Source organism: Pseudaestuariivita rosea, from assembly GCF_017592335.1.
Taxonomy (GTDB): Bacteria; Pseudomonadota; Alphaproteobacteria; order Rhodobacterales; family Rhodobacteraceae; genus Parasulfitobacter; species Parasulfitobacter rosea.
Genome location: NZ_JACNMP010000008.1, coordinates 45,944 through 60,010, shown reverse-complemented (window position 1 = coordinate 60,010; position 14,067 = coordinate 45,944). Strand labels below are relative to the sequence as shown.

Here is a 14,067-nt window from a genome sequence, read left to right as displayed (position 1 = left end):
CGATCATGAAACCTTCCCTAAAAGTGCCCCGTGCTGGCGGGGAACTATTAAGACAGGTCAGGCTGGACCCGCATAAATCGGGTCCAGCCACAGAATTACAAGGCCTGCGCCCTGAAAAACGTGATTTAGGCCAATTCGACCTCGGCGCCAGCTGCTTCCAGCTTGCCCTTGATCTCTTCGGCTTCGGCTTTGTCAACGCCTTCCTTGATCTTGCCGCCGGCTTCAACCAGATCCTTGGCTTCTTTCAGACCAAGACCGGTGATGCCGCGAACTTCTTTGATCACGTTGATTTTCGACGCACCAGCGTTCTTCAGAACAACGTCGAATTCCGACTTCTCTTCTGCAGCCGCACCCGCGTCACCGCCAGCAGGGCCTGCCATCATCACTGCGCCACCGGCTGCAGGTTCGATGCCATACTCATCCTTCAGGATGGTTTTCAGTTCTTGGGCTTCGAGAAGCGTCAGACCAACGATCTCTTCAGCAAGTTTTTTCAGATCAGCCATTTGATATGCTTTCCGTTTACTAAGTGTGTTCCAACGTCAGGGTCTTCCCTACGCCGGTCTTAAGCTGCTGCCTTGTCCTCGATCGTGGACAAGATGCTTGCGATGTTCGAAGCGGGCGCGCCAATCGCACCGGCGATATTCGAAGCAGGCGCACCGATACAACCGACGATCGAAGCAATAAGCTCCTCTCTCGATGGCATCGCTGCGACGGCTTTGACACCGGCAACGTCCAATGCCGTCTCGCCCATGGCACCACCAAGGATTTCCAACTTATCGTTGTCCTTGGCGTATTTATCCACGACCTTGGCCGCGGCCACAGGGTCTTCGGAATAGGCAAGTACGGTCATACCCGACAGAAAGTCAGCAATGCTTTCGCAGGGCTTTCCTTCCAGGGCGATCTTGGCAAGCCTGTTTTTGGCAACGCGAACGGACCCGCCAACGTCACGCATTTGCGCGCGCAGGTCCTGCATCTCAGCAACTGTCAGACCTTCGTAGTGGGCCACCACAACGACGCCAGAGCTTTCGAAGATCTGGCCGAGTTCCTCGACCACTTTCTCTTTCTGGGCTCTATCCACAGTTTTACTCCAAATCTGGGGGTTACCCCCCGGCTCATGTTTGCCCCGGTCTCGGGGCGTTCGGGTCCGCATTCAGGGTCCCGAGGCCGGATCGCCCGAGGAAACATCCCTCGGAAACCTTAAACTCGTTCCCCATCTCAGGAAGGAATTATGAACTTACGCTCACCCTCCGTCTCGGACGAAGTAGACCCGCACGAATCACTTCGACGGGTCAGGTGTTCCGCTTATGCCCAACGCGCGGATATGAAAACCCCCGAGCAAGAGTTTTTTAGCAAATACAGCGTTTTTTATAATGCTCAATTGCCGTGGCGCCTGGTAAAGGCCGTCTCATGAGTATTTTCAGAACAATGATGCGCATTACACTGGGCTCCGCCCGTTCGGGCCTGAAACGCTCCCCCAGAGCGTTTCCAAGACGGCCCTCACTCTTCTTGGCCCAAATACTCAAATCCCAACATCGCTATCCGCGCAGCGTCTAACACTCAGCTCAATTCCCACCACCTACGCAGTCCCGGACCTGATCCGGGACCTTACAGCACCACCGCACGCATCCCCAAGGCGGCATTAACCTTTCACGCCTAAAACCCGTTCCCGGTACCAACGCGGGCGAGTGACGCCCCCGCACATCAGGAAATGGTTTCGATTGCCCAACTCACGGGAATTTTGAACCAGCTGGATCAGGGATAACTCCCAACGGGCCAAAGGGGCCTCAAACCCTTTGAATGAAACCGCAGCCGAACAGGCGGCGCCGCCTATTTCAGTCAAACCGGATCGCACATCAGACGATCCACACGATCAACGCCTAACACCCGCTCGGCCCCAACGCCGCTGCGGGCGCTAATGACAACCAGAAATACAGCCAGGCCGTATCGAAGCATGAAAGCAGACCCTGAAAATAAAAACGGCCCCAAACCGGGGCCGCTTGAAAGACTGTCTTAATTGCCGGTCGCGTTGTCGATCGATACGCTGACACCCGGCCCCATGGTCGAGCTGAGCGCGATTTTCTTCATATAGGCACCCTTGGCCCCGGCGGGTTTGGCCTTGGCCACCGCATCCACAAAGGCGCGGATGTTTTCGACCAGCTTGGCTTCATCAAAGGACGCCTTGCCGACGCCTGCGTGCACCACACCGGCCTTTTCGACCTTGAATTGCACTTCGCCGCCCTTGGCCGCTTTCACAGCCTCGGCCACGTCCATCGTCACGGTGCCAACCTTTGGGTTCGGCATCAGGTTGCGTGGGCCCAGCACCTTACCCAGACGGCCAACAATCGGCATCATGTCAGGGGTCGCGATGCAGCGGTCGAATTCGATCTTGCCGCCCTGCACTGTTTCCATCAGGTCCTCGGCCCCAACGATATCAGCACCAGCCTCTTTCGCCTCGTCCGCTTTGGGACCGCGGGCGAAGACAGCGACGCGGACGTCTTTACCTGTGCCGTTGGGCAGGCTGACAACACCGCGGACCATCTGATCGGCGTGACGCGGGTCAACCCCTAGGTTCACGGCAATCTCGACCGTTTCGTCGAACTTGGCCTTGGCATTGCCCTTGACCAGGGCAACGGCTTCCTCAACCGTGACATTTTCCTTACCGGCAAATGCCTCACGCGCAGCTGTTGTGCGTTTTCCATACTTGGCCATGACTTACCCTTTCACCTCGATACCCATCGACCGGGCCGAGCCCACGATGATCAGCATTGCGCCTTCGATATCGTTGGCGTTCAGGTCCTTCATCTTGGCCTCAGCAATCTCACGTACCTGAGCCGCCGTGACAGACCCCACCGTTTCACGGCTTGGGTTGTTGGCGCCAGATTTCACCTTGGCGGCTTTCTTCAGGTAATAAGACGCAGGCGGCGTCTTGATGTCCATGGTGAAGGACTTGTCCTGATAATAGGTGATCACGGTCGGGCACGGCGCACCGGGCTCCATATCCTGGGTCTTGGCGTTGAACGCCTTGCAGAATTCCATGATGTTGATCCCACGCTGACCCAGAGCGGGTCCGACGGGCGGGGATGGGTTGGCTTGACCTGCAGGAACCTGCAGCTTCATCGTGCCAGCGACTTTCTTGGCCATATGGCCTCTCCTTCTTTCAACACCACACCTGACGCGTCAGGCGGGTTTTCGGTTGCCGTGGTCCGGTTCAAACAGCGCGCTGCCGTCACCTCCCACATCAGAATCTGCCACTGAAAATGGCAGAGTGGCCGGTTACACGCAGGCGTTCGCTTTGGCAAGGGGGTATACGCGGAACGACTGGACTTTTCGCCGTATCGCAGCGTCGCGGCAAGCGAAATTACTTTCCCTAAGATTTGTATTGTTAGTTCAATGAACGTAGGTCCGAGGTCCTGGTCACCTTTGTTCCCTATTCACGGATACCACTGTTGTTCACAACGTATACAGGCGTTGGTGCAACTGCCCCAAAGAACAGCAAGCCCAAAATAATTATACCAACCAAAAATATTCCGAGCAGAAAAGATACGAGGAAACCAAGCACATAAGCCGATATGAACATCAATATATGCCAACACAAAAGATACGTAGAAAAGACAGCAGCAAAAGCAGTTATGTCAAAAAATATGAAATGCCAGCGTGTATCTGGTTCAGACCGTTTCAGACGGAAAGCCTCTATAATGTTTCCCAAAGCGGCAATACAAAGAACACCACTTGAAATAATGCTAATCCACCACAAGACAGGGTATTCATTGCCACCATATGCCCAGAACTCAATCACTTTGGGCCAGTATTCAGATAACAAAAGCCATGGGTAAGGAAACTGAGAGCTGAACTCAGTTTCGAGAGGATCTCCGATCAGGACACGCCATGCTGACAAAATGGGGCTAAATGCCTCTCCAAGACGAATGACACTCGCTGTGCTCAAAAACATCAGACCAAATGCCAAATACTTAGCTGAATTAAGCAGCGGCAAGCGATACTTTGGCTTGCACTCAGGATCTGAAAGCAACGCTCTGATCAAAAGACCTGCTAATAAAAGCATTCCGATGACCGCGAAAAGCCCCACAACATGCAAAAAACCAACCCAAAAACTCATAACAACTCCAATAACTTAATACACACAACCTAATCATTCGGCATACACAGATCGCCTAAGAAAAACATTAGTATGTTAACAAACTATTAATTTAAGTCGAATTTCTAGTATTAAACACAGCCAATACTGATGCTATGTTAAATTTTCTAGTGGCATCAAATACACAAATTCTGTTCAAAAAATACCATTAATCTGTCTTACGGTTTTCCGTAGCATATTAACTTTCATCGAAAGCGACTAATCAGCTCTGCTTCGTCACCTGAGTGTATTCCAGTTCAACAGGTGTCGCGCGGCCGAAGATGGACACAGTCACCTTCAGGCGCTGGTTTTCGTCGTCGACTTCTTCGACCATGCCGTCGAAATCCTCGAACGGACCTTCGTTCACTTTCACCTTCTCGCCGACCTCGAAGTGGATCAGCGTGCGTGGGGCGGCCTCGCCCTCTTCCACGCGGTTCAGGATCGCATTCACTTCGGCGTCGCGCATGGGCATCGGGCGGCCTTGCGGGCCCAGAAAGCCTGTGACGCGGTTGATGGAACTGATCAGGTGATAGCCCTGATCCGTCATTTCCATCCGCACCAGAACATAGCCCGGCATGAACCGGCGTTCGGCCGTCACCTTTTTGCCGCGGCGCACCTCGATCACCTCTTCGGTGGGCACCAGGACCTCTTCGATCTGGTCTTCCAGACCAGCCTCGGCCACAGCCGTTCTGATCTGCTCGGCGATCTTCTTTTCGAAATTCGAAAGAACACTAACCGAATACCACCGCTTCGCCATGACTGTCAGAACCCTTTGATGCCTGGGCGCACGCGCCCGATATTCCCATTATTCCAAGCGGTTAACCGCAAAGCCCCGAAACAAAAAGCGGCGTGCCACACGAATCGAAGCACGCCCTGTCCGGAAAGTAAGGGCCGCAATACCGGTCACGCCACCCTATTTCAAGGCCCCGGGCGCAGTTTTCTTGGGCAAATCCCTAGTTCAGGATAAAGCCCAGACCGCTGCGGATCAGCCAATCGACCAGAAAGAAGAAAGCCGACGTCAGCATGGCCATGATAAACACCATGATGCTGGTCAGGGCAACTTCCCTGCGGGTTGGCCAGACAACCTTTGCCACCTCAGCGCGCACCTGCTGAATGAACTGAAATGGATTTGCCTTGGCCATCTGATACCCTTTCGCCTTGTTACGGGGCCAGATACGGCGTCTTGCGTTATAATTCAAGACCAAGTCTTCACGGGGTGATCAACGTCACCTTGTCCATCTGCGCGATCCGATCGATATCCTTGTCATATCGCCTCAGGCTGTCGGCCTGTTCCGCAGCCGTCCAGGGCTCAAAGGTGGGGTATTCCTCGGATTGGGGATACTGCCGGCGCAGTTTTTCGGCATCGGCCCGCGTCATCGGCAGGCCCCGCGCGACGTGATCGAACAGCTGAAAGATCGCCTCGGCCGACAGGCTGTCATTCTTGCGGTTGCCGATCAGGGTGACCTTTTCGGCCAGATCGGGCGATATCATATGCGACAGAATGGTTTTCACGGTCGCCGGGTAATCTTCGTACCGCCAGACAAAGATGCGCGACACCTCGGGCATTTTCGAAAATCGGGTCATCACCCGGAACCAGCGCGCTGATTTATGATGCGTCTGGGCGATGAAGTTTTCGAATGAGATATGCCGCCCCGACACAAGTTGCTGGCAATAGAGCGATCTGTAAAAATCGCCCGTGTTGCGGATCGCGATGAACAGCTCGATCTGATGGCCCGGGCACGCGCGGACGAATTTTTTCAGCTCGGCCGTGGCGCGTGGGTAAAACAGGGTCACATCGGGCGCTTTGCGGTTGTGGACCCGGCCCAGAAGGTTTTCATCCGAAAAGATGATCTGGCCCTGCCCTTTGGCCATCTGCTGCAAAATCTGCTGCGGATCGGTGCCAGGGGGCCGTTTGCGCCCAAAGCGGTGATCGAAATTGCGCCCAGGCCCGCGCAGCTTACGCGGCGGATAATATTGCACACCCGCGTCCCGCAGATGCGCACGGTTCTTGAACAGAGACGCCTGAAAATGCGTTGTGGCCGTTTTATGGCCCCCCAGATGAAAGGAAAGACGTAAAGCAGGGTGATCTGTCATCACCGCCACCATCTGCAAAACAGCCTGTTCTGAGATTTGGCAGGGGCTGAGGGACTCGAACCCACGACCCTCGGTTTTGGAGACCGATGCTCTACCAACTGAGCTAAACCCCTACGTCAGAGCGACCAGTTACGGCAGCTTGTGCCGTTAATCAAGCCCCGTCGCGATGAAAGATCACAAAAACCCATCAATATTTCAACCGCAGCAGAATTGCATCGCGCAGATAACCCGCCGCGATCAGATCCTGTGCGAAATCGCCGATGCGATCTTCGTCCAGATCCGCCGCGACGGCCAGATCAAGTTGCACATAGGCCTCGTCCAGCCTGTCCAGATACACCAGCGCCGTTGCGGTATAGAAAAAGCCATAGGCGTTGGTCCCATCCAGTCTTGCAGCTTCGGCGCCGTGCACCAGGGCCAGATCATAGTTTTCCAGTTGCAAGGCAATAAAGGCTTTCTGGATGTGGCCCCAATGATCTTCGGGGGCCAGTTCGATGCTGTTGTCGATCATAAGCAGCGCCTTGTCATATTGCAGATCACGCGCCAGAACGTCCGAGTACCAGTAATAGAAATAACTGTCGCGGGCGTGGACTTTGACCCCTTTCAAAGCGTCCAGCGCGTCACCCCGGCGCGCCAGACCGATCAGCGCGCGCGATTTCTGGACATAGCCCTCACTGTCGCCCGGCAGCAGCTCTATCGTTTTGTCCGCATCGACAACCGCCTGCGCATTCCGCCCCAGGTTCCGCAGAATGGCGCTGCGTTGGGCGTAATACCAGGCATAGTCGGGATCAAGTGCTACGGCCTCGTTGATCATCAGCAGCGCCTCGTCGTTCTGACCCAGATCGTTGAGAACCCGCGCCAGGCCGTAAAGTGCGTTTTCGTCCAGACCATTCAGATCCAGCGCGCGACGAAAGGCCTGCTCGGCGTCCTCAAGCCGGCCGATATCGCGATAGATCCAGCCCTTTGACCGAATGGCCCAGTCGTAATTCGGCGTGACCGCGATGGCCCCGTCCAGATACTGCAGCGCGATGTCCGGATCACCGCCGGTTTCAAAGGTCATCTGCCCCAGACCGGCCAGGACCTCATCCCGCGGGTCGATGTCAAAGGCGGTCTGAAAGGCCTGCAAGGCCTCCTCATCCCGGTCCTGCGACCGCAGCGCCCACCCCAGCCCCGCCAGGGCCGGGACATTCAACGGAGCCTGCTCCAGAATACTGCGATACGTCTCTTCGGCCTTTTTATGGTCCCCCTGATCCAGATGCGCATCGCCTAACGTATTCATCAGTTGCGCGCGTTCGCTTTGGGTCAGATTGCCGCCGTCCAGGGCCTGCTGACACAGACGGATCAAACGGTCGGGCGTGTCGGCATAGGCCAGACAGGCCCGCGCCGCAGTATCCTCGGACGAGGTGATCAAGGGTTTCGCCGCGGCAGACCCGCAGACAAAAACAGATATCAGCAGAATAATGCGCAGCATCATAACCCCAGTCCGGCCGAATTATGCCGACCCTATATCGCGGTTGTTAAACAAGTGTAACCCGGCAAGAACATGCACGTTTTGGCGTGTGCCGCGCAAGATCACGCCCAGACTCTGCCCCAAAATGTCATTTGAAAGCAACAGCTTGACCAAGTCATGCCCGCCCCTGTTCCCGCAGCCGATCTTTGATGCCTAAGCCTTTGGACGTGAACTTTAGCGAGGGAATAGCAATGAAAAAAAATATGATGATCTGTGCCGCTGGCTTGGCTTTCATGCTGCCGCAAACAGCATCCGCCCAAGACTGGAACGGCATTTATGTGGGTGGTCAGCTTGGCTATAACAGCTACGACGTCGACACGGATGTCGATGGCCTGACCTACGGTGTTGTTGCCGGTTTCGGCGGCACCAGCGGCGGGCTTTACGGCGCTATCGAGGCCGAATTCAACCTGTCGAACGTTGAAGGCGAAGGCAGCGGCGTCGAGTTTGAGGAAAATTCGATCGGTGCAATCAACCTGATTGCGGGTGCCCCAATTGCCCCCAATACCCTGCTTTACGGCAAACTGGGGTTTTTCCGATCCGATGTCGAATATGAAATTTTTGGCGTCAATTTCGATGACACCGGAACCGGCTATGAACTGGCCTTCGGTGGTGAATTCGCGCTGCAGAACAACCTTAGTATTCGTGGCGAGGTCGGGTTCTTTGATGGCGAATTCGACGATGTCGATGTTGAGTTCGACGGCACATCGCTGTCACTTGGCGTGATCTCACGTTTCTAAAATCGAGCAGATAAAAACGAAAAGGACCGGCGCTGGCTGGTCCTTTTTTATTGCGGTATCTCTGCGGCGTCTTCGACTGTGTCGGGGGTGAATTGTGTTGACCTACGATGGTTAGGCGACCATCGCCGGGTCTTCTCAACCGCTGGTTTTTCGACAACGCAACCCGGCAGAAACACGCGCGTTCTGAAGACTGCCGCGCAAGATCATGCTTAAACTCAGGCCCAAAATGTTATTCAAAAGCAATAGCTTAGCCAAGCCTGACCTGCCCGTATTCCCTGAATCGATCATTGGCACCTAAGCCAGTTTTCGTGAACTTTAATGAGGGACTGAAATGAAAAATTACATTATGATCTGTGCGGCCGGAATGACTTTCATGCTGCCGCAGATGACATTTGCACAGGATTGGACGGGACTTTATATTGGTGCCCAGGGTGGCTATTCCAGCTATGGGGAAGATGAAAATACCAATATCAGCTTTGACGGTTTGCAATATGGTATATTGGGCGGTTACAGCGTCCTAAGCGGTGGACTGTATATTGCTGGCGAAGCAGAATTCAGTCTGTCAAACGTTGGTGCAGAAAGCTCGATTGATTCCTTGGGGATATCTGCGTCTGTTGATGAAACATCAATCGGTTCGATCAGTCTTATCATTGGCGGACTGACAACGCCCAACACGTTGATATACGGTAAAGTCGGTGCCTTCAGCACGAATTTTGAGGCCAAAGTTGACACGCCCTTATTCGACATCGACACCGACGAAACCGGCACCGGATATAAGTTGGGCATCGGCGCCGAGTTTGTTTCGCAAAACAACATCAGCTTCCGGGGTGAGGTCAGCTATTTCAACGGGTCTGTAGATATCGACGGACTGCCCGATGGTATCGAATATGAAGGGGGATCATTGTCACTGGGTGTTATCAGCCGGTTCTGATGTGGCATAAACAAAAAAGGACCGGCCCTGGCTGGTCCTTTTTTATTTGCTTTATTCAGCGGCCTCGGGGGCCTCGGGCGGTGGGGCCTGTTCTGCCGTTTCGACCGGGGCGGGTTTTGGTTTGCGGGGGCGGCGTTGGCGCTTGATCTTTTCATCCGAAGCTTCGGGCGTTTCGACCAATCCGCCATTTTCCTGCGCTTCGGGCGTTTCGACCAGATCAGGCTGCGGGGATTGTGCCGGATCGCCGTCCTGGGGCTGACGATCAGGCCGGTCGCGATCACGCTCGGCCTGGCGTTCGCGATTTTCGCGTTCCTGCTGTTCGCGGCGTGCGTCTATTTCACGCTGTGCCTCGCCCAGAAGGCGCGTGTAATGTTCCGCGTGTTGCTGAAAGTTTTCGGCCGCGACGCGGTCGTTGCTCAGCTGAGCATCGCGCGCCAACTGGCTGTACTTGTCAATAATCTGCTGCGGCGTGCCGCGTACTTTGCCCTCGGGCCCCGAACTGTCAAACACACGGTTGACAATATTGCCCGTAGGCCGACTGCGGTTCGATTTCGACCGCGAACGTGACTTAGATGATCTCATAAACTTGCTGTCCAGCCTTATGTATGGCTTGTGCCCTTTCCGACACCACGAAATCAGTGGTTAAGCATCGGGAGGTGCGATTTTCTGCTTGTTGTCGAGGGGAGCGCTGTTGCCCTCACCCGTTCCGATTTCTTGGTGATATCACGGTTATTCGATGGGGCAAGCGAAAACTGCGTCTTTTTGTTTAAAGTTGCGCCTTTTCGCTGGTTTTCCATATTTTTTTCCCGATTTTTCCCGAAACGACACGATCACGCCCATCAAGATCGCTGTGAATCACGATATCATCCAGTTTTGCATTCTGAAACAGGATGCGGACGGCATCGCCCTGCCCTGCCCCGATTTCCACGATCAGACGCCCACCCGGTGTCAGATAGTCTGCCGCGTGACGGGTGATGATCCGATAGGCGTCCAACCCGTCACCGCCGGGCGTCAAGGCCACATGTGGTTCCCAGTCGGTCACGTCGGGCGACAGATCGGCCATCTCAGCGGTACTGATATAGGGCGGGTTCGATACGATCAGATCGAACACGCCTTCTATATGGGTCAGCCAGTCCGATTGCACAAGGCGGGCACGGTCAGACAGACCCAGATCGGTCATATTCTGCCGCGCAACCGCCAGCGCTTTATCTGAAATGTCGGTGCCGGTCCCGGTTGCATCGGGCTGTTCCGCCAGTAGGGTCAGCAGAATGCAGCCCGACCCAACGCCCAGATCCAGCACGCGCCGAAACGCGGCCTGCAGGGCGACCTCAATCAGGGTTTCGGTGTCCGGGCGCGGGTCCAGCACATCGGGGGTGACGCGGAACCGGCGGCCGTAAAACATGCGATGCCCGATGATCTGGGCCACCGGCTGATACTGCTGCCGTGCGGCGATATGGGCCTGAAATTGCTGTAGTTTTTCGGCGGCCACAGGGTCGGCGGCCATCAGGGTGATCCGCATCGGCTCAACCCCCAGGGCATCGGCCAAAAGCCAGCGCGCGTCGCCTGCAGCATTTGGAATGCCGCCTTCCGTCAGTTGCCCGGCGCCCCATTGCAGCGCCTCGGCCACTGTCATGCGCCCATCTCGGCCAGTTGGTTGGCCTGAGCTTCGGCGGTCAGGGCATCGATGATTTCATCCAGATCGCCCTGCATTACCTGATCCAGCTTATAAAGCGTCAGGTTGATGCGATGATCCGTCATGCGGCCTTGGGGGAAATTATAGGTGCGGATGCGTTCCGACCGATCACCCGACCCGACCTGAGCTTTCCGGTCCGCCGATCGTTCACTGTCCACCCGCTGCCGTTCCAGATCGTAAAGCCGCGTTTTCAGCACCTGCATGGCAATCTCGCGGTTGCGGTGCTGGGACTTTTCCGAACTGGTCACAACCAGCCCGGTGGGAATATGCGTGATCCGCACGGCAGAGTCGGTGGTGTTCACATGCTGACCGCCGGCCCCGCTGGCGCGCATGGTGTCGATGCGGATGTCCTGCGGGTCGATCTGGATATCGACGTCTTCGGCCTCGGGCAATACCGCCACCGTCGCGGCACTGGTATGAATGCGCCCGCCGCTTTCGGTCGTGGGCACCCGCTGCACCCGATGCACGCCGCTTTCATATTTCAGCCGCGCGAAAACGCCGTCGCCCTGCACATGGGCGGTGACTTCCTTGATGCCGCCCAGTTCGGTCACCTGTTCTTCGATGATCTCGAATTTCCAGCCGTGGGTTTCGGCATAGCGCTGATACATCCGCAACAGATCGCCCGCGAACAGCGCGGCCTCGTCCCCGCCTGTACCGGGGCGGATTTCGATCATCGCAGGGCGCGCATCAGCGGCATCCTTGGGCAGAAGCGCCAGTTGCAACGATTGTTCGACCTGCGGCAGGCGGGCCTTGAGCCCCGGCAGCTCTTCCTCGGCCAGTTCCTTCATTTCGGGATCGGCCAGCATCGCTTCGGCCTCGGCAATATCATCCAGCAACTGGCGATAGTCGCGGATTTCCTCGACCACCGGCTTCATGTCGGAATATTCCTTGGCCAGTTTGGCAATATCGCCCGATCCATCGGCCATCTGAGCCTCAAGATATTCAAAGCGCTGCGTGATTTGTTCTAGTTTTTCAAAAGGAACCATCCGGTTTCACTGTCCTATCGTCGGACTTTGGTCAAGCCCGATCCTGTGCTATGCTGGCAAAATGCGACAGATCCTTTTGACGACATTCTGTGTGTTCATCGGCATCAGCGGCGCGATGGCCGAAGGACGCAAAACGACGGATTGCTATTGCACCGATGCAGGCGGCAATCGGGTGGAACTGGGACAGATGATGTGCCTTTCAGTCGACGGGCGCAGCTTTACGGCGCAATGTCAGATGTCCCTGAACGTGCCGATGTGGCGCGAGGTGCAGCAGGGGTGCTTGTCATCTGACCTGACCCCGACGACAGGCGAAACGCCGTCCTGACCTCACATTCGCGTGTCATTGGCAAAGACCAACGCATTGATATCCTGTCAGTAAGCTGAATAAAGCCGACAATACCCGCCCCGGTTGCGATCCGGGTCGGGGGCACACAGGTTATAGCCCAATAAATCGCAGGAGCAGACATGCAAAACAAAAGACTGGATCTTCAGCGCCCCCGCCCGACCGGCGGCAGCGTCGTGTCATTCCAACCCGGTGTCGATCTGAAAACACAGCAAAGCATTCTGGCCGATCTGGCGGGCAGTAACATCCGGTCCTATGTTCCCCGCAGCGGGCATTTCCCCGATGAGGCCAGCGATATGGCCGCTGTCATTCTGGAACATATGAACATCGGATTCATTTCCGAACACCTGGGTTTATCTGAAAATTCGAACATCCGGTCTAAGCTGAAAGATGACGACCGTGTGCGGTCGGTCCGGCCCGAGTTTTACTTCTTTGCGCTGGATACCTTTCAGGATGATGACGACAAGACCTGGGGTGTCGATGCGGTGGGCGCCTGGACCAGTTCGTTCACCGGTGCTGGCATCAAGGTGGCCATTCTGGACACAGGGCTTGATCTGCAGCATCCCGATTATCAGGGCCGCACGATCATCAGCGAAAGTTTCGTGCGCGGGCAGTCGGTGCAGGATGGTCAGGGCCATGGCACCCATTGTGCGGGCACCGCTGTGGGCGGAACGGTGACCGGAAACGGCTTTCGCTATGGTGTGGCGTCCGAGGCGGATTTGTACGTGGCCAAGGTTCTGGGCGACAACGGCAGCGGGCGCGAACGCGATATCCTGACCGGCATGGCCTGGGCGATTGAACAGGGGTGCGAGGTGATTTCGATGTCCCTGGGCGCTGCTGTGCGCGAGGGTGAGACATTTATCCCGGAATACGAAGACCTGGCCCGCATGGCCCTGGACAACGGCTGTCTGATCATTGCGGCCGCGGGTAACGAAAGTTCGCGCGCTTTTGGCTTTATCGCGCCCGTGGGCAGCCCGGCCAACGCGCCCTCGATCATGGCCGTGGCCGCCGTGGATCAGGCGCTGGCGGTGGCCGAGTTTTCCAGCGGTGGCATTAATCCCGACGGGGGAGAGGTTGATATCGCAGGGCCTGGTGTTGGGGTCTTTTCATCGACCCCCACCCCGCAGCTTTACGCGACGCTATCGGGCACCAGCATGGCCTGCCCGCATGTGGCCGGTGCCGCGGCGCTTTGGGCGCAGTCCGATCCGAATTTACGGGGCCGCGCGCTGTGGGACCGCTTGGTTCAGACGGCACAGCCCCTAAATGATAGTGTACGAGATATCGGCGCAGGGCTGGTCCAGGTGCCGGGGCCGCTCAGTTAGGGGGTGATCCATGTCCAAAATCGAAATCAAGGTAATCTTTGACACCAAGGCGGGTGTTGATGCTGACGAAATTCAACGCTGTGTGACCGATGCCGGGATGGAGGTCGACCGCTGTATCCCCGCCATCGGCGCGCTGTTTGGATCGTGCGAAGAAAGCGAAATTCCCAAGCTGCAGGATATCAAGGGCGTTTTGCGCGTGGCCCCTGAAGGCACCGTTCAACTGCCGCCCTTTTCGCCCAAAGTGCCGCAGTGATCCGTCGCGATTAGGGCATCGACGAACTCGAGGGTGCCCACTGGGCGGGATGGGTGGATATAACGCTGC

The 14,067-nt window shown here is 56.2% G+C and carries 17 protein-coding genes and 1 tRNA gene; 5 read left to right on the top strand and 13 right to left on the bottom strand.

The genetic code is table 11. The annotated features are described in order from the left end of the window. Window positions 1–125 precede the first annotated feature (125 nt). From rplL to H7848_RS07650, 10 genes are all read right to left on the bottom strand, one after another. Window positions 126–503, bottom strand: coding sequence for a 50S ribosomal protein L7/L12 (rplL, locus tag H7848_RS07695; protein ID WP_208349693.1), 378 nt, complete (start codon window positions 501–503; stop codon window positions 126–128). Window positions 504–562: 59 nt separating this feature from the next. Then, on the bottom strand, window positions 563–1,078 hold the full coding sequence (gene rplJ / locus H7848_RS07690) for a 50S ribosomal protein L10 (protein ID WP_208349691.1): 516 nt from the start codon (window positions 1,076–1,078) through the stop codon (window positions 563–565). A 932-nt stretch (window positions 1,079–2,010) separates the two neighbouring features. Continuing rightward, window positions 2,011–2,709, bottom strand: a complete 699-nt coding sequence (gene rplA / locus H7848_RS07685; protein WP_208349688.1) for a 50S ribosomal protein L1 — start codon at window positions 2,707–2,709, stop codon at window positions 2,011–2,013. Between the two features lie 3 nt (window positions 2,710–2,712). Further along, window positions 2,713–3,141 carry a 50S ribosomal protein L11 gene (gene rplK, locus H7848_RS07680; RefSeq protein WP_208349685.1) on the bottom strand — a complete coding sequence of 143 codons (429 nt, stop codon included), beginning with the start codon at window positions 3,139–3,141 and terminating at the stop codon, window positions 2,713–2,715. A 286-nt stretch (window positions 3,142–3,427) separates the two neighbouring features. Then, window positions 3,428–4,114, bottom strand: a complete 687-nt coding sequence (locus tag H7848_RS07675) for a hypothetical protein (protein ID WP_208349683.1) — start codon at window positions 4,112–4,114, stop codon at window positions 3,428–3,430. A gap of 241 nt (window positions 4,115–4,355) precedes the next feature. Continuing rightward, window positions 4,356–4,889: a transcription termination/antitermination protein NusG gene (gene nusG, locus H7848_RS07670; RefSeq protein WP_208349681.1), complete on the bottom strand. Its 534-nt coding sequence runs from the start codon at window positions 4,887–4,889 to the stop codon at window positions 4,356–4,358. A gap of 196 nt (window positions 4,890–5,085) precedes the next feature. Further along, window positions 5,086–5,274, bottom strand: a complete 189-nt coding sequence (secE, locus tag H7848_RS07665; protein WP_208349679.1) for a preprotein translocase subunit SecE — start codon at window positions 5,272–5,274, stop codon at window positions 5,086–5,088. Window positions 5,275–5,341: 67 nt separating this feature from the next. Continuing rightward, complete coding sequence (locus tag H7848_RS07660) at window positions 5,342–6,226, bottom strand: hypothetical protein (RefSeq protein WP_208349676.1); 885 nt, start codon at window positions 6,224–6,226, stop codon at window positions 5,342–5,344. Between the two features lie 37 nt (window positions 6,227–6,263). After that, window positions 6,264–6,339 (bottom strand) — tRNA-Trp (locus H7848_RS07655). A 74-nt stretch (window positions 6,340–6,413) separates the two neighbouring features. Continuing rightward, window positions 6,414–7,694 (bottom strand): tetratricopeptide repeat protein, encoded by a 1,281-nt coding sequence (locus tag H7848_RS07650; protein WP_208349673.1) that lies wholly within the window; start codon window positions 7,692–7,694, stop codon window positions 6,414–6,416. Between the two features lie 230 nt (window positions 7,695–7,924). Between H7848_RS07650 and H7848_RS07645 the strand changes: the two genes are divergently transcribed. Both H7848_RS07645 and H7848_RS07640 read left to right on the top strand, forming a co-directional pair. Then, window positions 7,925–8,470: a porin family protein gene (locus H7848_RS07645; RefSeq protein ID WP_208349671.1), complete on the top strand. Its 546-nt coding sequence runs from the start codon at window positions 7,925–7,927 to the stop codon at window positions 8,468–8,470. A gap of 331 nt (window positions 8,471–8,801) precedes the next feature. Next, a complete protein-coding gene (locus H7848_RS07640) occupies window positions 8,802–9,401 on the top strand; it encodes an outer membrane protein (RefSeq protein WP_208349670.1) in 600 nt (199 codons plus the stop codon). A 51-nt stretch (window positions 9,402–9,452) separates the two neighbouring features. Here H7848_RS07640 and H7848_RS07635 read toward each other — a convergent pair whose 3' ends face one another. The 3 genes from H7848_RS07635 to prfA all read right to left on the bottom strand — a co-directional run bounded on the left by H7848_RS07635 (window position 9,453) and on the right by prfA (window position 12,080). Beyond that, the gene (locus tag H7848_RS07635) at window positions 9,453–9,983 is read right to left on the bottom strand and encodes a DUF4167 domain-containing protein (protein WP_208349667.1); all 531 of its coding nucleotides are present in this window, start codon (window positions 9,981–9,983) and stop codon (window positions 9,453–9,455) included. Window positions 9,984–10,167: 184 nt separating this feature from the next. Continuing rightward, window positions 10,168–11,034 carry a peptide chain release factor N(5)-glutamine methyltransferase gene (prmC, locus tag H7848_RS07630; RefSeq protein ID WP_208349665.1) on the bottom strand — a complete coding sequence of 289 codons (867 nt, stop codon included), beginning with the start codon at window positions 11,032–11,034 and terminating at the stop codon, window positions 10,168–10,170. After that, window positions 11,031–12,080 (bottom strand): peptide chain release factor 1, encoded by a 1,050-nt coding sequence (gene prfA / locus H7848_RS07625; protein WP_208349653.1) that lies wholly within the window; start codon window positions 12,078–12,080, stop codon window positions 11,031–11,033. Before prfA ends, prmC begins: the two co-directional genes overlap by 4 nt. A 115-nt stretch (window positions 12,081–12,195) precedes the next feature. Here prfA and H7848_RS07620 point away from each other — a divergent pair, with 115 nt between their 5' ends. From H7848_RS07620 to H7848_RS07610, 3 genes are all read left to right on the top strand, one after another. Further along, complete coding sequence (locus tag H7848_RS07620) at window positions 12,196–12,405, top strand: hypothetical protein (RefSeq protein ID WP_419555500.1); 210 nt, start codon at window positions 12,196–12,198, stop codon at window positions 12,403–12,405. A gap of 140 nt (window positions 12,406–12,545) precedes the next feature. Then, complete coding sequence (locus H7848_RS07615) at window positions 12,546–13,745, top strand: S8 family peptidase (RefSeq protein WP_208349647.1); 1,200 nt, start codon at window positions 12,546–12,548, stop codon at window positions 13,743–13,745. 10 nt (window positions 13,746–13,755) lie between these two features. Further along, entirely contained in the window at window positions 13,756–13,998 is a 243-nt protein-coding gene (locus H7848_RS07610; RefSeq protein ID WP_208349644.1) for a hypothetical protein, read from the top strand. The last annotated feature ends 69 nt before the right edge of the window (window positions 13,999–14,067 follow it).